18 protein-coding genes are annotated in these 18,342 nt (G+C 58.6%); 10 read left to right on the forward strand and 8 right to left on the reverse strand.

Annotated features, from left to right (window positions below):
* Positions 1-15 precede the first annotated feature (15 nt).
* From AC2FGE_RS01520 to mltG, 4 genes are all read left to right on the forward strand, one after another.
* Positions 16-555, forward strand: a complete 540-nt coding sequence (locus AC2FGE_RS01520) for a GNAT family N-acetyltransferase (RefSeq protein ID WP_496817423.1) — start codon at positions 16-18, stop codon at positions 553-555.
* Between the two features lie 121 nt (positions 556-676).
* On the forward strand, positions 677-1,420 hold the full coding sequence (locus AC2FGE_RS01525; protein ID WP_496817424.1) for a 1-(5-phosphoribosyl)-5-[(5-phosphoribosylamino)methylideneamino]imidazole-4-carboxamide isomerase: 744 nt from the start codon (positions 677-679) through the stop codon (positions 1,418-1,420).
* Positions 1,421-1,543: 123 nt separating this feature from the next.
* Positions 1,544-2,809, forward strand: coding sequence for a beta-ketoacyl-ACP synthase II (fabF, locus tag AC2FGE_RS01530; RefSeq protein WP_496817425.1), 1,266 nt, complete (start codon positions 1,544-1,546; stop codon positions 2,807-2,809).
* Positions 2,810-3,967, forward strand: a complete 1,158-nt coding sequence (gene mltG, locus AC2FGE_RS01535) for an endolytic transglycosylase MltG (RefSeq protein ID WP_496817426.1) — start codon at positions 2,810-2,812, stop codon at positions 3,965-3,967.
* Positions 3,968-4,017: 50 nt separating this feature from the next.
* On the opposite strand, the gene AC2FGE_RS01540 is transcribed toward mltG, so the two are convergent.
* A complete protein-coding gene (locus AC2FGE_RS01540; protein WP_496817427.1) occupies positions 4,018-5,280 on the reverse strand; it encodes a DEAD/DEAH box helicase in 1,263 nt (420 codons plus the stop codon).
* A gap of 598 nt (positions 5,281-5,878) precedes the next feature.
* Here AC2FGE_RS01540 and AC2FGE_RS01545 point away from each other — a divergent pair.
* The 3 genes from AC2FGE_RS01545 to AC2FGE_RS01555 all read left to right on the forward strand — a co-directional run bounded on the left by AC2FGE_RS01545 (position 5,879) and on the right by AC2FGE_RS01555 (position 8,900).
* Complete coding sequence (locus AC2FGE_RS01545; RefSeq protein WP_496817428.1) at positions 5,879-6,211, forward strand: hypothetical protein; 333 nt, start codon at positions 5,879-5,881, stop codon at positions 6,209-6,211.
* Positions 6,212-6,323: 112 nt separating this feature from the next.
* Positions 6,324-8,594 (forward strand): phage tail protein, encoded by a 2,271-nt coding sequence (locus AC2FGE_RS01550; protein WP_496817723.1) that lies wholly within the window; start codon positions 6,324-6,326, stop codon positions 8,592-8,594.
* 9 nt (positions 8,595-8,603) lie between these two features.
* Entirely contained in the window at positions 8,604-8,900 is a 297-nt protein-coding gene (locus tag AC2FGE_RS01555; protein ID WP_496817429.1) for a DUF7742 family protein, read from the forward strand.
* Here AC2FGE_RS01555 and AC2FGE_RS01560 read toward each other — a convergent pair.
* Positions 8,881-9,219: a TraR/DksA family transcriptional regulator gene (locus AC2FGE_RS01560; RefSeq protein ID WP_496817430.1), complete on the reverse strand. Its 339-nt coding sequence runs from the start codon at positions 9,217-9,219 to the stop codon at positions 8,881-8,883. The two genes, AC2FGE_RS01555 and AC2FGE_RS01560, sit on opposite strands and share 20 nt — an antisense overlap.
* A gap of 84 nt (positions 9,220-9,303) precedes the next feature.
* On the opposite strand from AC2FGE_RS01560, the gene cysE reads away from it, so the two are divergent.
* Positions 9,304-10,113, forward strand: a complete 810-nt coding sequence (gene cysE / locus AC2FGE_RS01565; RefSeq protein WP_496817431.1) for a serine O-acetyltransferase — start codon at positions 9,304-9,306, stop codon at positions 10,111-10,113.
* Positions 10,114-10,185: 72 nt separating this feature from the next.
* Here cysE and AC2FGE_RS01570 read toward each other — a convergent pair whose 3' ends face one another.
* From AC2FGE_RS01570 to AC2FGE_RS01590, 5 genes are all read right to left on the reverse strand, one after another.
* Positions 10,186-11,487 (reverse strand): pyruvate dehydrogenase complex dihydrolipoamide acetyltransferase, encoded by a 1,302-nt coding sequence (locus AC2FGE_RS01570; protein WP_496817432.1) that lies wholly within the window; start codon positions 11,485-11,487, stop codon positions 10,186-10,188.
* A 12-nt stretch (positions 11,488-11,499) separates the two neighbouring features.
* Entirely contained in the window at positions 11,500-12,870 is a 1,371-nt protein-coding gene (locus AC2FGE_RS01575; RefSeq protein WP_496817433.1) for a pyruvate dehydrogenase complex E1 component subunit beta, read from the reverse strand.
* Between the two features lie 15 nt (positions 12,871-12,885).
* A complete protein-coding gene (pdhA, locus tag AC2FGE_RS01580; RefSeq protein ID WP_480826800.1) occupies positions 12,886-13,875 on the reverse strand; it encodes a pyruvate dehydrogenase (acetyl-transferring) E1 component subunit alpha in 990 nt (329 codons plus the stop codon).
* A 176-nt stretch (positions 13,876-14,051) separates the two neighbouring features.
* Complete coding sequence (locus AC2FGE_RS01585; protein ID WP_170530568.1) at positions 14,052-14,351, reverse strand: FtsB family cell division protein; 300 nt, start codon at positions 14,349-14,351, stop codon at positions 14,052-14,054.
* Between the two features lie 150 nt (positions 14,352-14,501).
* The gene (locus tag AC2FGE_RS01590) at positions 14,502-15,692 is read right to left on the reverse strand and encodes a phosphoglycerate kinase (RefSeq protein WP_496817434.1); all 1,191 of its coding nucleotides are present in this window, start codon (positions 15,690-15,692) and stop codon (positions 14,502-14,504) included.
* A 136-nt stretch (positions 15,693-15,828) separates the two neighbouring features.
* Here AC2FGE_RS01590 and AC2FGE_RS01595 point away from each other — a divergent pair, with 136 nt between their 5' ends.
* Positions 15,829-16,335 carry a peptidylprolyl isomerase gene (locus tag AC2FGE_RS01595; protein ID WP_496817435.1) on the forward strand — a complete coding sequence of 169 codons (507 nt, stop codon included), beginning with the start codon at positions 15,829-15,831 and terminating at the stop codon, positions 16,333-16,335.
* Positions 16,328-16,885: a peptidylprolyl isomerase gene (locus AC2FGE_RS01600; protein ID WP_496817436.1), complete on the forward strand. Its 558-nt coding sequence runs from the start codon at positions 16,328-16,330 to the stop codon at positions 16,883-16,885. Before AC2FGE_RS01595 ends, AC2FGE_RS01600 begins: the two co-directional genes overlap by 8 nt.
* Before the next feature lie 36 nt (positions 16,886-16,921).
* Here the strand turns inward: AC2FGE_RS01600 and AC2FGE_RS01605 are convergent, their stop codons facing one another.
* Positions 16,922-18,211: a hypothetical protein gene (locus AC2FGE_RS01605; protein WP_496817437.1), complete on the reverse strand. Its 1,290-nt coding sequence runs from the start codon at positions 18,209-18,211 to the stop codon at positions 16,922-16,924.
* Positions 18,212-18,342: the final 131 nt, after the last annotated feature.

Raw genomic sequence — 18,342 nt, forward strand, 5'->3', positions numbered from 1 at the left:
CCAAGTGGGCAGGCTATGATAAGATCCACTCCCATGATCAATACGGCGCGGCTGACATTATGCGCAATGCGGCCCGAGGATTTCGAGCGCTTTGCCGAAATCTGGCGTGATCCCTGTGTGGTCGAACATATCGGCGGCTCGCCCCGGTCACGTGGGGAATCCTGGGATTCGTTTTTGCGAAATGCCGGGCATTGGCAAATGGCTGGCTTTGGCCAGTGGGGCATTCTGCAGCAATCGAATCGCAAGCTGATTGGTCAGGCCGGGTTCTTCTACGGAAACCGGGGCCTGGGTGAGGATTTTGATGCCTATCCCGAAGCGGGCTGGGTGTTGGCCACCGAGGCACAGGGGCAGGGGTTGGGGTATGAAGCGGCACTGGCCGCGCATGACTGGTTTGATCGGATCATGCCGGGCGTTTTGGTCGCCATGGTGAATGCGGCCAATGAGTCTTCGCAGAAGCTGGCTAAGAAGCTTGGATATGTGCGCATGCGCGCGGCGCAGTTTAACGGCACCGATGTTCACCTTTTGCGCCGCAACGGCCCCCCTGCGCGGGCATAAATTCGCCGAAACCCGGGTATGCCGCAAAACGACTAAACTGTGCCGATCCCAGTCGAACGGGCGCGGTTCCTGTCGTTATGCTACACTCTGTCTTAGAGCGATTGGGCGAAGGAGCGTGCTCATGAGGATTTACCCCACTATGGAATTGCAGAACGGCCGGTGCGTGACACTGGACAAGGGCCGTCTGGACGAGGCGATGATCTGGCACGTGAATCCGGTTGAAACGGCACGCGGCTGGTCGGCTGCGGGTGCAGAGTGGATGCATCTAACGGATTTCGATGCCATAGAAGGGCGCGACACCAATACCGAGCTGGTCGAGGAGCTGATCCGCACCGCTGAGATGCCGGTACAATTGGCCGGTGGCATGCGAAGCCGCGAGCAGATTGAAAACTGGATCGACAAAGGGGCGGGCCGGATCGTCATCGGAACCTTGGCAGCACGGGACCCGAATTTGGTGAAGGAATTGGCGAAACTCTACCCGGATCAGATCGTTCTGGCGGTAGATGTCTGGAAAGGGTTTGTCATGACCGAGGGGTGGCGCAGCCAAAGCGCGTTCACGCCCGAGGCGTTCATCGACGCGTTTGATGGCACACCCTTTGCCGCCATTCTTGTGACCGATATTGATAGCGATGTGGAAGATGTCGAAGCCCAGCTTGGGTTAATTTCCGGGCTGGCGCAGCATTCCCGGACACCGGTTATTGCCAGCGGGGTTGTGCGCACGGCGGACGATATCTCGCGCCTAAGCTACGTACCCAATATCGCTGGGGCCTTGGTGGGCCGGGCGCTGTTCCGCAAGACCGTGGACCTGCCAGATGTACTGGACGTTGCCGCATCGGCGCGGGAACCCGTCGCGCAGTTCCAGTAATACGGCGTAGATTGACAGCAAGGCGGTAAGTGGCATGCGCCGATTATCGCCTTGCTCTTGCCCCCGGACCCCGGGCCGGGGTATGAGCGTTTCTCATAACAGCAAGCAGGCAAGAGGCACTACATGCGCAGAGTCGTCGTAACCGGTCTGGGATTGGTCACTCCTTTGGCCAGCGGGGTCGAAGAAACCTGGTCGCGCCTGCTGGACGGTGAGTCCGGCGCAGGCCCCATCACGTTGTTTGATGCCGAAGCAAGCGGTGTCACCACGACATATGCATGCGAAGTTCCCCGTGGCGATGGAACAAACGGCACATTCAATCCTGACGATTGGATGCCGCCGAAAGAACAGCGTAAGATCGAAGACTTTATCCTATATTCCATCGCGGCGGCCGAGATGGCCTGCAAGGATGCAGACTGGACCCCGGAAGGTGAGGAAGATCGCCTGCGGACCGGGGTTCTGATTGGATCCGGGATTGGTGGTCTGGGCTCGATTGCCGAAACCGCCAATCTGATCCGTGACAAGGGCCCGCGCCGCGTGTCGCCTTTCTTTATTCCGGGCGCTCTGATCAACTTGGCTTCGGGTCAGGTGTCGATCCGGTTTGGGTTCAAGGGACCGAACCATTCTGTTGTGACCGCCTGTTCCACGGGGGCCCACGCGATTGGGGACGCCAGCCGGATCATCCGTGCAGGGGATGCGGATGTGATGATCGCTGGTGGTGGCGAAGGCTGTATTTGCGAGATCGGGATCGCCGGTTTCAACGCGTGTAAGGCGCTGTCGACCAAATATGCCGACGATCCGAAGAAAGCCAGCCGCCCGTATGATATCGACCGCGACGGGTTTGTCATGGGCGAAGGATCGGGCGTTGTGGTTCTGGAAGACTATGAACACGCCAAGGCGCGCGGTGCCAAGATTTACGCCGAGGTGCTGGGCTATGGCATGTCGGGTGACGCCTATCACATCACCGCGCCGTCCGAGGATGGGGACGGGGCCGAGCGTTCGATGAAGGCCGCCCTGCGCAGTGCAGGTCTTGAGCCGAAGGATCTGGACTATATCAACGCGCATGGCACATCGACCATGGCGGACACAATCGAACTTGGCGCGGTTGAGCGCCTGCTGGGTGATCATGCCGCGAATGCGACCATGTCCTCGACCAAATCGGCCACAGGCCACTTGTTGGGCGCTGCGGGCGCGATCGAGGCGATATTCTCGATCCTGGCGATCCGGGATCAGGTTGCCCCGCCGACGATTAACCTGGACAATCCGGCGGTCGAAACGCCCATCGATCTGGCGCCCAACGCGAAACGTGAGCGTGAGATCAACGTTGCCCTGTCTAATTCGTTCGGGTTTGGCGGCACCAATGCCAGCGTGATCTTCGGAAAGGTCAGTTAAATGTGGCGGGCCATTGCATCAAACGCGCTGACCATTCTGGTGGTTGGCCTGTTTCTGATGGGCGGTCTGATCTTGTGGGGCCAAACGCAGTACAAGGCCCAGGGCCCGCTGGAAACTGCGATCTGCCTGCAGGTCGCAGGCGGATCGAACATGACCCGTGTCAGCCGTGAGCTGGAAGATCAGGGCGCTATCAGCAGTGCAACGATCTTTCGTATGGCCGCGGATTACACCGACCGGTCGCAACAGTTGAAGGCTGGTAGCTTTCTGGTGCGCGAAGGTGCGTCGATGGAGGAGATTATCGACGAAATCACCAGCAGCGGGGCCAGCACCTGTGGGTCCGAGATTGAATACCGGATCGGTGTGACACGTGCACAGACGCGGGTGCGCGAGCTGAATCCGGCGACGCTGGATTTCGTTGAAATTGCGTCATTCGATGCGGCGGAAGAAGAAGCGCCAGAGGCTTACGCCGAGAAACGTGGCGAAGCGGATACTCGCTATCGTGTGTCGCTGGCCGAGGGTGTGACCTCGTGGCAGGTGGTCGAGGCGTTGAAGGGTTTTGAAGCGCTGAGCGGTGAGGTGACTGAAATTCCCGCCGAAGGGTCGTTGGCGCCGGACAGCTATGATGTCGCTGCCGGGCAGGATCGGAACGAGATCCTTCAGGCCATGCAGGACAAGCAGCAGCTGCGTATCAATGCCGCCTGGGAGAGCCGTCAGGACGGTCTGCCGCTGCAAAGCCCAGAGGAGATGTTGATCCTTGCGTCGATCATTGAGAAGGAAACCGGTGTTGCTAGCGAACGTGGGCAGGTAGCAAGCGTGTTTGTCAACCGCTTGAATCAGGGCATGCGGCTGCAAACGGACCCGACTGTGATCTATGGCGTCACCAAAGGGCAGGGGACGCTGGGGCGTGGGCTACGCCGCAGCGAATTGAACCGCCCAACACCTTGGAACACCTATCAGATCGATGGTTTGCCGCCGACACCAATTGCAAACCCCGGTCAGGCGAGCCTTGAGGCTGCCGTGTCTCCGGACAACACGGACTACATCTTCTTCGTTGCCGACGGCACCGGGGGCCACGCTTTTGCTGAGACATTGCAAGAGCACAACCGCAATGTCGCCAAATGGCGCGAGATTGAGGCCGAACGGAACTCAGGCAACTAACCCAGAACATAAAAAACAGCGCCGGTTAGGGCGCTGTTTTTTTGTCAGGATCATGCTGCCGGTTTGCGGCCGGGGCGCCGACGCTTGGATTGCGAGGGCTTTGACGTCCCATTGGCCGGTTTCGGCTTGAAGCCACGGCGTCTGTTGCCTTGTCGCCGACCGGGGCGTTCCACTTGTACAGCTTCAGGCATCGTTCCGCTGGCGACGGGGATGTCGATTTTCATCAGTTTCTGAATCTGACGTAGCAGATCAACTTCTTCCGGTGAGCAGAAAGCGATGGCCTCACCTTCCCGGCCAGCCCGTGCGGTGCGTCCGATGCGGTGGACATAGTTGTCGGGAACTTCAGGCAGATCGTAGTTGATCACATAGGCCACGCCCGGAATGTCGATCCCGCGTGCTGCCACATCGGTTGCGACCAATACGGTGGTCTCTCCGGCGCGGAAAGCTTTGATCGCGCGATCCCGCTGCCCCTGACTTTTGTTGCCATGGATCGAGGCTGCGTTGTAGCCATCTGCGACAAGGCCTTTCATCAGCTTCTCGGCCCCGTGTTTGGTGCGTGAGAAGACCAGGGTCAGCGCGTTCGTGTCCTTGGACAGGATTTCACGCAGTTTGCCAGGTTTTCCCGGTTTACTGACGAAATGCACCGATTGGGTGATCTTGTCCGCCGCCTTGCCCGGAGGCGAGACCTGCACACGCTGCGGGTCGGTCAGATAGGCCCGGCTAAGCTCTTCCATCTGCTTGGGCATGGTGGCCGAGAACAGCATGGTCTGGCGTGGAGTGCCCAGTGCGGGTGCGATCCTGCGCAGCGCGTGGATAAAGCCCAGGTCCAGCATCTGATCCGCCTCGTCCAGCACCAGATGGCGCACCGCGCCGAGGTCTACGGCGCCACGCTCCATCAGGTCGATCAGGCGGCCAGGGGTGGCGACGAGAACATCGGTTCCGCGCGCCAGAAAGGCGATCTGTTTGTTGATCGATTGGCCGCCCACAACAGTGGCAACGCGCAGTTTGGTCTTCTTGGTCAGATTGCGCAGGCTATCGGCGATCTGGTTCACCAACTCGCGCGTTGGGGCAAGGATCAGGGCCTTGGCGGTTTTGGGATCGGGCTTGCCCGGTTGGGCCAAGAGGTGATCGATCAAAGGCAGGCCAAACGCCAGCGTTTTGCCGGTTCCCGTTTGGGCCAGGCCGAGAATGTCATGCCCGTTCAGGGCCAATGGAATGGCCTGATTCTGGATCGGGGTCGGTTCAGAGAAGTTCGCGCGTTTCAGCGCGTCGTTTAGAGCTGGGGCCAGGCCCAGCATGTCAAAGTCGAACAATGTCTATCCTTTTTTCTCCCCTGCAAAACGCAGAAGGGAAGCATTTGAAACAGGTCACGCGGAAACCACGTAACCAGCAGGGTTTTGCGCAGCCTCGGGATACACAGGTGAATCCTGTGTCATCTGGCCGTCGCGTCAAGAACCCTGCGTGAATGGGAACTGGAGAGTGTTTATGGGGCGCTGTGGGGCGGTTAAGGCCCATCTGTGCTCACGCATCAGCGCTGATTGAAGGGCACATGCGGTGTTGCAACACGAATGTCAAGCCTTGGGCGCTGCTATTCATCCGGCGATGTGTTCTGAAGGATCGTCTGTGTGCCGAGACATTTGGGAGTACACTGGCATGGCTTTGCAGTTTGTACAGCGTAGTGCATTGGTCGGGCGCGTAGTATCCAAAGCGGCGATCTGAGTTCTGTAAATGAGTTAACAAAGCGTACGGTGCCTGTTGCGTCCATGTTGCGCAAGATATTGACATTGCGTACTATTTTCCGTATCTATTGTGCCATGCTAGAAGAAGTGGGCAACGGCCCCGGGGCGACCCGGTGGCCGCTTTTCATTTCTGTCGTGCGGAGAACACTCACGCATGAGGTCACAGGCAAACATGACGTTAATTACCCCGGAAGAGCGGATTTCTCAGACGGCAGAGTTGTTGCGGTCGCTTGAGGTGTCCATTCGCAGTTTGCGGCAAGCGGCGGAAGACCTGCGCAAGCAAATTGGTGCCGGGGAGGATGCAGATCTTGCTGGTTCAGCCAAGCAACTCGGGCAGTTAGAGGGGCTGATCCGCAGTTGTCAGAAAGTGGAGACAAGCTTTGTCGAACAACATCACAGACAAGCCGGAATTGCCCAAGGGGGCTATGCGCTCGACCTTGACAGGGCTCGGTTTGAGGTCGGGTGCAGGCTGGCTCGCCTCCGCACCTGTTGCGGTGCAGGATAGATTTCTGAGTGAGATCGGGGAGGGAGGGCTGTGTGCCCTCCCTTTCCTGTTTGAGTTCTGGGCGCTGCCGCATCAATTGCCGCCAGAGGGCGACTGGCGGTCCTGGGTGATCATGGGCGGGCGCGGGGCAGGTAAGACACGGGCTGGGGCCGAATGGGTGCGGTCGATGGTCGAAGGGGCCAAGCCTTTGGATAAAGGCGCGGCCAGTCGCGTGGCCTTGGTCGGTGAAACCTTTGATCAGGTGCGCGACGTGATGATCTTTGGCGATAGCGGGATATTGCAGTGCTCGCCGCCGGATCGGCGGCCGACGTGGAAGGCATCGGAACGCAAGTTGATTTGGCCCAATGGGGCCGAGGCACAGGCGTTTTCGGCGCATGATCCCGAGGGGTTGCGCGGGCCACAATTTGATGCGGCCTGGGTGGATGAACTGGGCTGTGCGGCCATCGACAAGGGCACCAATCAACCAAACAAGTTTCTGGATCCCAAATCGTCTGAATCTCGGCTGCCTGCCTATTCCAACGGCATGCGGGATGATTTCATTCAGGTTCAGTATCTGAGGGCGATGCTGAGCTATTGGGGTGATCCGCAGATCAACCCGACCTCAACGGTCTATGGCGGTCCGATGGTGGATATGTCCAACGCCTATGTCTGGGCCTGGGATGCGCGGCCGTTTCCGGCTTTCCCCAACCAGGGCGCGAAATGGAGCGACGGTGGCAACTATGCGCGCGGTCACTGGCTGAACGGGCGGTCGGGCGCACGCACGCTGGCCTCGGTCGTGACTGAAATCTGCTATGGCGCCGGGGTGACTGATATCGATGTTTCGGGCCTCTATGGCGTTGTGCGCGGCTATGTCATCGAAGACGTGACCAATGCGCGCTCCGCCTTGCAACCACTTATGCTGCGCTATGGGTTCGACGCCATCGAACGTGACGGCGTGTTGCGGTTTCAGATGCGGGATGGCTATGGCGCGGTCGATCTAAACCCAGATCTTCTGGCGGTCAGCCCTGATCTGGATGGCACAGTCGAATACCGCCGCGAGGCCGAAGCCGAGATGACCGGGCGCGTGCGCCTGCGCTTTGTCCAATCCGATGCGGACCACGATTTCGTCGCCGAAGAGGCAGTGCTGCCCGATGTCAGCACCCATTCCGTTTCGGTCAATGAGATGCCCCTGTCGATGACGCGCGGCGAAGGACGGCAAACTGCCGAACGCTGGCTCAGCGAGGCGCGCGTTTCGCGCGATAGCACCCGGTTTGCGCTGCCCCCTTCGATGATGCATCTGGGGGCTGGGGATGTTGTTCGACTGTCGGGCGAGGCCAAGGGTGCGCTCTACCGGATCGACCGGATGGAGACGGCAGAACTGCAACTGGCAGATGCTATTCGGGTTGAGCCGGGGGTCTATAAGCTGTCGGATATTGATGAGGATCCGGTCTCGGTAAAGCCCTATCTGGCGCCTGTTCCGGTGCTACCGGTCTTTATGGATTTGCCGCTGATTACGGGGGCTGAGGTTCCGCATGCGCCTTATCTGGCTGTGTCGGCTGATCCATGGCCGGGGAATGCGGCGGTCTATAGCTCAGCGACCGATCAGGGCTATACGCTGAGCGATGTGATCACCGCACCTGCGACCATGGGCCGGACTGAGACGCCGCTGCTGCGCGCCAGCACCGGGCTTTGGGACGATGGCCCGGTCCTTCGGGTCAGGTTGATTGAGGGCCAACTCGAATCGCAACCGCGCGAGGCACTGTTGAATGGTTTGAACCTTGCGGCCATTGGTGATGGAACACCCGGAAATTGGGAAGTGTTTCAGTTTTCGAATGCGATGCTGGAAAGCCCCGGTGTTTACGCGCTGTCTGGGCGGCTGCGCGGGCAGTTGGGGACGGATGCCCTGATGCCCGATGCCTGGCCAGACGGGTCGGTTTTTGTGCTGCTGAACGACAGTGTTTCGCAGATCAACCTGCTGAGGACCGAGCGGCGGATAGACAAACACTATCGCATCGGACCCGCGACCCGAGGGTATGACGATCCGTCTTATACGCATCTGGTTCAAGCATTTGAGGGCAATGGGCTTCGACCGTATTCGCCGGCACATCTGGCGGCAAGGGCGGCAACTGATGGTTATGCGATCAACTGGGTACGTCGCACCCGTGTGGACGGCGATGACTGGTCCGGTCTGGACGTACCGCTGGGCGAAGAAACCGAGACGTATCTGGTGCGGGCATTGTCCGGCTCAACGGTTCTGCGCGAAGAGGTGGTGACCCAACCAAGCTGGGCCAATACAGCGGCGATGCAGGCGGCAGATGGGGTGTCCGGGCCGTTCGAAGTAGAAGTTGCTCAGGTTTCAGCCATCTACGGTCCGGGTGCCCTGGCCCGCGTATTGGTCGGGTAGACTGTTCCGATGCGTCCTTTGCTACATGGGGACCTTAGCGCTGCGGCGCGCGCCTTGTTGGCGGTGCCGCAGCCTCAGCGAAAGATTCTATGTTTGAAGATGATCGCCGAAGCGGAACTGGCAGACGCGCATATCAAAGCTTACGGGCGTTTGCATCCGTTGTATGGAAATGGATCGCTGATGGCAGCGGCGCGAAACCGAAAACTTGCGGATGAACCCGGGTTTGATGATGTGCAGTATTGCCAATGTTTTGAACTGGTTCTGCGCCAGCTGGTCCGCTTTCACCTCAGCCAGAGGCGCAGCTGACGCATTTGCTGGCCGCCAGGTCCAGTTTTAGACGGCCATCCGGGATTCGATCGCCGCAATCCTCGCAATATCCGTATTCGCCGTCTTCTAAACGTTGCAACGCCGCTTTGAAGCGGTGCGTTTCGATATCCCGGTTCGTTTGCTGCGCTTTGGCCATCGCCTGATGTTGCAAGGCATCCATGCGGCTGAGGCGTCCGACGGCCTGCTGGTCCAGCTCAACGACAGCCTGTGCTTGCTGTGATGATGCAGAAAGCACTGAAATCTCCTTCAAACGGGCGCGGATCAGGGTGTCGAAATAGCTGCGTTCTGTTTCATTCATTTTTGTTGAAGGGCCGATCACGGGTTTGCGTTTGGTGTTTTTGTCACTAAATGGCATTCTAGGCGCAGCAGAGGATCAAAAGCCATGTTTGAAAATCGCAGCCATATAACGCCGGTCGATCCGGTTTGGACCCGCATCACCTCAGAGGCGACCGAGGCCGTGGAAAAAGAACCGCTGATGGGCGGGCTCGTCCATGCTTGTGTCTTGCATCACCGCAGTCTTGAGCGGGCTTTGTCCTATCGTATCTCGGCCAAACTGTGTTCGAATGAGATGTCGATGATGGTGCTGCGCGAGATCGTGGATGAGGCTTATGCCGACGATTCCAGCCTGATCGAAGCGGCGCGTGCCGATCTGATGGCCGTCTATGAACGTGATCCAGCCTGCCACCGCCTCTTGCAGCCGATCTTGTACTTCAAAGGCTATCAGGCGATGCAGGCCTATCGCGTGGCGCATTGGCTGTGGCGGAAGGGCCGGCATGATCTGGCCTACTTCTTCCAGATGCGCTCATCCGAGATTTTTGGAATCGATATTCATCCGGCCGCCAGGATCGGCAAAGGGATTATGATTGACCATGCCCATTCGATTGTCATTGGTGAGACTGCGGTTGTCGGTGACAATGTTTCGATGCTGCATTCGGTGACGCTGGGCGGGACCGGCAAAGAAGAAGAACAGCGCCATCCGACCATTGGCGATGGCGTTCTGATCGGGGCCGGGGCTAAGGTTCTGGGCAATATCGAGGTCGGCCATTGCAGCCGCATCGCTGCTGGGTCTGTGGTTTTACAACCTGTGCCATCTTGCAAAACCGTTGCTGGCATACCTGCCAAGATCGTAGGCGAGGCCGGGTGCGATCAACCTTCGATCTCGATGGATCACATGCTGGGTAAAGATCAGTAGTTAGATAGTGACAAAAGCAAAAGGCCGCCTCGGGTATCGAAGCGGCCTTTTGCTTTTGATGATCGGCTTGGCTTAGGCCAGCATGACCATCGGGTTTTCCAGATTACAGACGATAGCTTGCAGTAGTTCTGCCCCCAATGCCCCATCGATGACCCGATGATCGACAGACATGGTCACGGACATGACGGTGGCAACGGCCAGTTCTCCGTCATCGCCCACAACCGGTTTCTTGATGCCTGCACCGACCGCCAGAATACCTGCATGCGGCGGGTTCACGATGGCGTCGAAATTGTCGATGCCGAACATGCCGAGGTTTGAGACCGCGAAAGTACCGCCCTGATATTCATGCGGGGCCAGCTTGCGTTCGCGGGCGCGGCCGGCAAGGTCCTTCATCTCGGTCGACAGGGCCGACAGAGACTTGGTGTCGGCGTCTTGTAGCACCGGAGTGAACAGACCGCCTTCGATCGCAACCGCGACGGCAACGTCCGAGGGTTTCAGCTGTAGCACCCGGTCGCCTGCCCAGACGGCGTTGCACGCTGGAACCTGTTGCAGCGCGTTGGCGACGGCTTTGATGATGAAGTCATTGACGCTGAGCTTGACGCCCCGACCTTCGAGTTGCTTGTTCAACTGGCTGCGGAACTTGAGCAGAGCATCCAACTTGATATCGCGGCGCAGGTAGAAATGCGGGATAGTCTGTTTGGCCTCGGACAGGCGTGCAGCAATGGTCTTGCGCATACCGTCCAGTGCGATTTCCTCGTAGTCGCGACCTTCATACATCCGCGCGACCATGTCGGCGGATGGGCCAGTCGGAGCGGCGGCAGCAGGGGCCGTAGCGGCGGCAGGCGCAGGGGCAGCAACCGGAGCCGTCGCAGTAGCGCCTTCCACGTCCGCCTTGACGATACGACCATGGGGGCCAGAGCCGGTGATCTGCGCCAGGTCGAGACCTTTTTGTGCCGCGATACGACGAGCCAGAGGCGAAGCAAAGATGCGTACGCCATCGGCCTTGACCGGAGCCGCCGGCGCAGGGGCGGGCGCCTCGGAGGCCGCTGAGGCGGCGGCCTCGTTGACCGCTGCGGCTGGCGCCGCCTCAGGAGCCTTGGCAGGCGCAGCGGCGATATCATCAGCGCTTTCGCCATCTTCCAGCAGAACCGCAATCGCGGTGTTGACCTTGACGCCTTCGGAGCCTTCGGGGATCAGGATCTTGCCGATGGTGCCTTCATCAACGGCCTCGAACTCCATCGTGGCCTTGTCGGTTTCGATCTCGGCCAGCAGGTCGCCGGACGATACGGTGTCGCCCTCTTTGACCAGCCATTTTGCAAGCGTGCCTTCTTCCATAGTCGGAGACAGGGCTGGCATCAGAATTTCTGTGGGCATCTGTCTCGCTCCTTACCGGTAGGTCACTTGTTTGACGGCGGCGATCACCTCATCGGTGGTGATCAGGGCCAGCTTTTCGAGGTTCGCCGCATACGGCATCGGAACGTCCTTGCCGGTGCAGTTGATGACAGGCGCGTCGAGATAATCGAACGCTTCTTGCATCACCACCGAACTGATGTAGCTGCCAACCGAACCCTGCGGCCAGCCTTCCTCAACCGTGACCAGACGGTTGGTTTTCATCACCGAGTTGATGATCGCGCCGGTGTCCATCGGGCGGATCGTGCGCAGGTCGATGACCTCGGCGCTGATGCCCTCTTCGGCCAATCTGTCAGCGGCCTCCAGCGCGTATTGCATGCCGATACCAAAGCTGACGATAGTGACATCTGAGCCTTCGCGCCAGATGCGCGCCTTGCCCAGCGGGATGCTCAGATCATCCACTTGCGGCATGTCGAACGAGCGGCCGTAGAGGATTTCGTTTTCCAGAAAGATCACCGGGTTGGGATCACGGATTGCCGATTTCAGCAGGCCTTTGGCGTCAGCAGCCGAATAGGGCATGACGACTTTCAGGCCGGGTATCTGCATGTACCATGCCGCATAATCCTGAGAGTGCTGGGCTGCCACACGGGCGGCGGCGCCGTTGGGACCGCGGAACACGATGGGACAGCCCATCTGACCGCCGGACATATAAAGCGTCTTGGCTGCAGAGTTGATGATCTGGTCAATCGCTTGCATGGCGAAGTTGAAGGTCATGAATTCGACGATGGGTTTCAGGCCACCGAAGGCAGAACCAACCGCGATACCAGCAAAGCCATGCTCGGTGATCGGGGTGTCGATCACGCGTTTGGGGCCGAATTCGTCCAGCAGACCTTGGGAGATTTTGTATGCGCCTTGGTATTCGGCAACTTCCTCGCCCATCAGATAGACGTCTTCGTCGCTGCGCATCTCTTCGGCCATCGCATCACGCAAGGCTTCGCGGACGGTTTCGGATTTCATCTCGGCATCGGCGGGCCAGTCAGGAGACAGATCCACCACCGGTGCAGCCGGGGCAGAGGCAGGGGCGGGGGCCTCAACCGCCGCAGGGGCGGCCTCGACCACCGCTGCGGCTGCGGGTGCAGCCGCAGGCAGGGCGGAGGCGTCTTCGCCTTCTTCGACCAGCACTGCGATGGGGGTATTGACCTTGACCCCTTCGGTGCCTTCTTCGATCAGGATTTTGCCGACGATACCTTCATCGACCGCTTCGAACTCCATCGTCGCCTTGTCGGTTTCGATCTCGGCCATGATATCGCCCGAGGATACGGTGTCGCCTTCCTTGACCAGCCATTTGGCCAGCGTGCCCTCTTCCATCGTGGGCGAAAGGGCGGGCATGAGAATTTCGGTTGCCATGTCTTAGTCGTCCTCTCAGGCGTAGATATCTGTCCAGAGCTCTTCAACGGAAGGCTCGGGGCTTTCTTTCGAGAATTCAGCGGCCTGGTTGACGACCTCTTTGATCTCTTTGTCGATCGCTTTCAGGTCATCCTCGGTCGCGTGTTTGCCGGTCAGCAGCAGTTCGCGCACATGTTCGATCGGGTCGCTTTGTTCGCGGACCTTCTGAACTTCTTCACGGGTGCGGTACTTTGCCGGGTCAGACATTGAATGGCCGCGGTAGCGGTAGGTCTTGACCTCAAGGATGTAAGGCCCCTTGCCAGCGCGGCAGTGAGCAACAGCCTTTTCACCCGCTTCCTTGACCGCCAGAACATCCATACCGTTGACCATTTCACCGGGAATGCCAAAGGCCTGACCGCGATGGTAGATATCGGCGGAGGAGGTCGAGCGCGCCTGCGCGGTGCCCATGGCGTATTGGTTGTTCTCGATCACGAACACCACCGGCAGCTCCCAAAGGGCGGCCATGTTGAAGGTTTCGTAAACCTGGCCTTGGTTCGCGGCACCGTCCCCGAAATAGGTGAAGGTTACACCACCGTTCTCTTTGTACTTATCCGCAAAGGCCAGCCCGGCACCCAGCGGGACCTGCGCACCGACAATGCCGTGGCCGCCGTAGAAATGCTTCTCTTTCGAGAACATATGCATCGAGCCGCCTTTGCCCTTGGATAAGCCGCCCTCGCGCCCGGTCAGTTCGGCCATCACGCCGCCCGGGTCCATGCCGCAGGCCAGCATATGACCGTGATCGCGGTACGAGGTGATCCGCTTGTCACCTTCCTTGGCCGCTGCTTCCAGACCGACAACAACCGCTTCCTGTCCAATATAGAGGTGGCAGAACCCACCGATCAGACCCATTCCATAAAGCTGACCAGCCTTTTCTTCGAATCGGCGGATCAGAAGCATTTCGCGGTAATATGTCTTAAGTTCTTCCGCAGAAACATTTGGTTTCTTTGTGGTTTTTCGCGCAGCCATCGTGGCGACCTCTCCCTTTCGGACAGATAGTTTAGCGTTAAACTATCTCATAAAGCATTTCTGTCTTTCTGGCGAGGGGAAATCTGACGCAGCGTCGCAAGGTGCAGAAACTGGCCGGGGTGCAACCGGTCAGCTAGCCGTAAAAGATAGGATTTTCGACGAAAGCTTGGTCCGCCTTAACGGATCACAATCTCATCTGCGCGGATCATGCCCAGGATCGACCGCGCCTGTTGGTCCAGCAGATCGAGATCCAGATAGGTATCTGACAGGCGACGCGTCAGGTTTTCCATCTCGACGATCTCGGTTTCGAGCTTGGCCAGGTCGCGTGACAGAGCGTCCCGTTCCGCTGCAATCTCGACCCGCCGGAACAGGCCATAGTCGCCCTGCACGGCGGCAAAGGTGAAATAAACACCCAGCATGAAAGCCACCGAGAAAAAAGCAACTGAGCCCAAACCGGGCCGATTGGAACGGGACACTCTGTTTACCGCCGTATGAAAACTTGCCTCAATAACGGGTTCTTTGCGAACCTCTGACAGCACTATGTCACAGGTGATTCGGGTTGTGAATCCCCTGATTCGCAAAATCTTGCGGAAGGGTCAGATTATTCGACCGCCCGCAAAACCGCGTTATTGCTCCAGCGCGGCAACGCCGGGCAGGGTTTTGCCTTCCATCCATTCCAGAAACGCACCACCTGCTGTCGAGATATACGAGAAATCCGCAGCAGCACCGGATGCGTTCAGGGCGGCAACTGTATCGCCCCCACCGGCGACCGAGACCAACTGGCCTGCGCGCGTCAACGCGGCAGCTTTCAGCGCGGCTGCGTTTGTGGCCATATCAAACGGTTCCAATTCAAACGCACCCAGAGGGCCGTTCCAGATCAGGGTCTGGCTTTTTGCGAAGATCTCGGAAATTGCCGCAACGCTGTCGGGCCCGGCATCCAGGATCATGCCGTCTTCGGTGCATTGATCAGCAGGCAGCACCTGATGCGGTGCATGAGCCGCGAAGCTTTCAGCGACAACGATGTCAGTGGGCAGAACAATGGTGCAGCCCGAGGTTTCGGCCTTTGCCAATATCTCGGCTGCGGTGTCTTTCATATCGCGCTCAGCCAGCGATTTACCGACATTGATCCCTTGGGCGACAAGAAAGGTGTTAGCCATTCCTCCGCCAATCACCAGATAGTCCACCTTGTCGATAAGGTTGCCCAACAGTTCCAGCTTGGTCGACACTTTCGCGCCGCCCACCACGGCGGTCACAGGGCGTTTGGGGGCGCCCAACGCGCCTTCCAGCGCTTGCAACTCGGCCTGCATAAGACGGCCTGCGCAAGCAGGCAGAAGACGGGCCAGCGCTTCGGTCGAGCTATGGGCACGGTGTGCGGCAGAGAACGCATCATTGCAATAGATGTCACCCAGCTTGGCCATGCCTGCGGCCAGATCAGCGTCATTCTTGGTCTCTGCTGCGTGAAAGCGGGTGTTTTCCAGCAGCAGAACCTGACCGGGCTGCAGGGCGTCTGCGGCCAGTTCGGCCTCGGTGCCGACGCAATCGGCGGCAAACAGGACCGGTGTGCCAAAGGCGCTTTCTAGTGTTGGCACCAACTGTTTCAGCGATAGGTTCTCGCGTCGCTCACCACTCGGGCGCCCGAAATGCGCCAGAAGGATCGGCTTGCCGCCCACAGCCAAAATATCGCGGACGGTAGGCACGATCCGCTCGATCCGGGTGGCGTCGGTGACAACGCCATCCACGACCGGCACGTTGATGTCCACACGCACCAAGACGCGTTTGCCGTTCAGGTCCATATCGTCCAGCGTTTTCCATCCCATCGCGCATTCCTTCGTGAGTTTGATACCGATTTAGGCGGTTCTTTTCCTTCATTTCGTCGTCAGGTCAATGCGTCACTTGGCTTTCACGCGCCCGGCGCATAGGTATTTGCGCAAGATAAAACGACAGGAGGGCCAGATGGCCGAAATCAAGGATCCCGAAAACACCATCATCATCGAGTTGAAAGACGGCAATGTCGTCATCGAGCTGCTTCCCGATGTGGCCCCTCAGCATTCTGCGCGGATGAAGGAACTGGCCCGTGGTGGTGAGTATGACAACGTGGCGTTCCATCGTGTGATCGACGGCTTCATGGCACAAACCGGCGACGTTCAGCATGGCGATATGGAAGACGGGTTCAACATTCGCATGGCGGGCACTGGCGGTTCATCTCTTCCGAATGTTCCGGCAGAGTTCTCAAAACTGCCGCATGATCGCGGCACATTGGGCGCAGCCCGGTCGCAGAACCCTGACTCGGCAAACTCGCAGTTCTTCATCAACTTCAAGGACAATCACTTCCTGAACGGTCAGTACACCGTCTATGGTCGTGTCATTGAAGGCATGGAACATGTGGACGCCATCGTGCGGGGGGAGCCGCCAATGCAGCCCGATCGCATGATCAGCGTGAAAGTGGCCGCAGATGCGTAAGCTTGCTGTTGCTTTTACCCTGCTGGCAAGCCCGGCGCTGGCCACTGGTTTGCAGATCGAGGTCGAAGGGGAAGGGGCCAACGGCACCATCCTGGTCGACCTGTTCGAAGACGTGGCCCCACAGCATGTCGAGCAGATCACCACTCTGGCCAGCGAAGGCCAATATGATGGCGTGGTGTTCCACCGCGTGATCGACGGGTTCATGGCACAGACCGGCGACGTGCAATATGGCGACCAAAGCGATCAGGCGTTTGACATGCGCTATGCGGGCCGTGGTGGTTCGGATCGCCCGGATGTACCGGCAGAGTTCTCGGATGTCAGCTTTGATCGCGGTGTCGTTGGCATGGCACGGTCGCAGGACCCCAATAGCGCCAACTCGCAATTCTTCATCATGTTCGAACCTGGGCCGTTTCTGAATGGTCAGTACACGGTTGTCGGTCAGGTCACCGAAGGCATGGATGTGGTTGATGCGATCAAGCGCGGTCATCCTGAATCGGGTGCTGTTTCCGGCCAACCGGATGTGATGAAAACCGTCACTGTAACCGACTAAAAGATTAGCCCGGCGCGCCAAAGCGCCGGGCTTAGCCTAGTTCAGCTTTTCTGACGCCTGCTGCGTTGTTGGGAACACAACGCGCCTGATCCGGGCCAGCAACCCGTTTTCCCTGATATGCTGTTGATAGGCCCGGTAGGATGGGGCCTGCGACAAGCACCGCTCTTCATGCCAGGCGCGCATGAAGTAAATGAAGTTCACCCCCAGCAGGGCCATGCAATTGGCCACACCGGTCCAGAAATCAACCGCGATGAATGGGATCGAAACCAGCCACCAGCTGATATTCTTGCTGATGTATGAGGGGTGTTTGCTTAAATTATAGGGGAAATCACAGGCCAGCCCGCGATAGGTGAGGTTCGAAAACCTTAACCCCATACGGGCCGCTGTGAGGCAGTATATCCCAAGGAAAAACAGGATCGTGCAGCCCCAGATCGTGTAAAGGACCGGATAGTCCCACAACCACGCACCCCAAGCGAACCCCTCTTGGGTGTAGTTGAAATAGTCCCGCGACAAAACCTGCCAGAAGGGCGCATAGCAGGCCAGGCAGACTAGCCAGCCGCTGACGGTGGTTTCTGTCCAACGGATATGGGACATCAGCAGCCGGGTGGCCGTTGCGTAGCCGATGACAACAACAGTCAGATCAAGGAAGAATGAGAAGCGGAACAGGTACTCATAGACTTGGGGGAAGCTTGTCATCTCCCACAAGGATCGGGACTGAAAAAATGTCCAGTCATAAACCAGATAGCAGAACATTAGTGGCAGAAAGTAACCTTTGACCAACAGGCCCAGCAGATAGACTTTGAGGCCGCGCGTGCGGGTGGATTGCTGTCCAAAGGTCAGAACCACGCGCCCCAGATGCCACATCCCATCCCGCGGATGCCGCATCATGAAATGCACCGAAGTGACAACTGTCAGAACGACGGCCAGTATTAGCCACCAATAGTCGGCGAGCAGCGAAAAGAAGGGCGAATACCAATCCCCGCGATAAAGGTCCGCCGACCAGTAGAACAAGGCAAGCAATCCTGCGCTGGCTGCCAGCCCGACCAGTTTGACCTGAAAATCCTGAATATAGGTCGCATCGCGAAAGTTCCGCGCGTCGAAAACCAGCCCACTGCCGGGCATGCGGTGAAGCTTGGCAAAAGCGAATTCAGACACGACCATCAAGCCAAATACGGTCAGGGCGAACAGCACGGTTTGATCGCGGTCTGAAACGCCGGGCATCTGAGGCCACAGGTAGTGCAGGATCGGGATACTGAAGATCGCAACCAGCCCGGTTGAGGCCGGGATCGCCGATGCGGGACGCTTAAAGCCGGTTTGCGAGGTCATTGAGAGAAACTCTTACACATGCGCAGCGATATTCGCGGCTTTCGGTCGGAATTCAACCGGTCAGTTATCAGGGCGGGAATTCCGACGGAATGTGTGTCTTGTATCAGATCGAACGGCGCGGCCCCTTGGTC

The organism is Ruegeria sp. YTSA075, from assembly GCF_059610245.1.

Coding starts and splice junctions, on each gene's coding strand:
- AC2FGE_RS01520 (WP_496817423.1), top strand. CDS start 16: ATGATAAGATCCACTCCCATGATCAATACGGCGCGGCTGACATTATGC.
- AC2FGE_RS01525 (WP_496817424.1), top strand. CDS start 677: ATGAGGATTTACCCCACTATGGAATTGCAGAACGGCCGGTGCGTGACA.
- fabF (WP_496817425.1), top strand. CDS start 1,544: ATGCGCAGAGTCGTCGTAACCGGTCTGGGATTGGTCACTCCTTTGGCC.
- mltG (WP_496817426.1), top strand. CDS start 2,810: ATGTGGCGGGCCATTGCATCAAACGCGCTGACCATTCTGGTGGTTGGC.
- AC2FGE_RS01545 (WP_496817428.1), top strand. CDS start 5,879: ATGACGTTAATTACCCCGGAAGAGCGGATTTCTCAGACGGCAGAGTTG.
- AC2FGE_RS01550 (WP_496817723.1), top strand. CDS start 6,324: ATGGGCGGGCGCGGGGCAGGTAAGACACGGGCTGGGGCCGAATGGGTG.
- AC2FGE_RS01555 (WP_496817429.1), top strand. CDS start 8,604: ATGCGTCCTTTGCTACATGGGGACCTTAGCGCTGCGGCGCGCGCCTTG.
- AC2FGE_RS01560 (WP_496817430.1), bottom strand. CDS start 9,219: ATGAATGAAACAGAACGCAGCTATTTCGACACCCTGATCCGCGCCCGT.
- cysE (WP_496817431.1), top strand. CDS start 9,304: ATGTTTGAAAATCGCAGCCATATAACGCCGGTCGATCCGGTTTGGACC.
- AC2FGE_RS01570 (WP_496817432.1), bottom strand. CDS start 11,487: ATGCCCACAGAAATTCTGATGCCAGCCCTGTCTCCGACTATGGAAGAA.
- AC2FGE_RS01575 (WP_496817433.1), bottom strand. CDS start 12,870: ATGGCAACCGAAATTCTCATGCCCGCCCTTTCGCCCACGATGGAAGAG.
- pdhA (WP_480826800.1), bottom strand. CDS start 13,875: ATGGCTGCGCGAAAAACCACAAAGAAACCAAATGTTTCTGCGGAAGAA.
- AC2FGE_RS01590 (WP_496817434.1), bottom strand. CDS start 15,692: ATGGGATGGAAAACGCTGGACGATATGGACCTGAACGGCAAACGCGTC.
- AC2FGE_RS01595 (WP_496817435.1), top strand. CDS start 15,829: ATGGCCGAAATCAAGGATCCCGAAAACACCATCATCATCGAGTTGAAA.
- AC2FGE_RS01600 (WP_496817436.1), top strand. CDS start 16,328: ATGCGTAAGCTTGCTGTTGCTTTTACCCTGCTGGCAAGCCCGGCGCTG.
- AC2FGE_RS01605 (WP_496817437.1), bottom strand. CDS start 18,211: ATGACCTCGCAAACCGGCTTTAAGCGTCCCGCATCGGCGATCCCGGCC.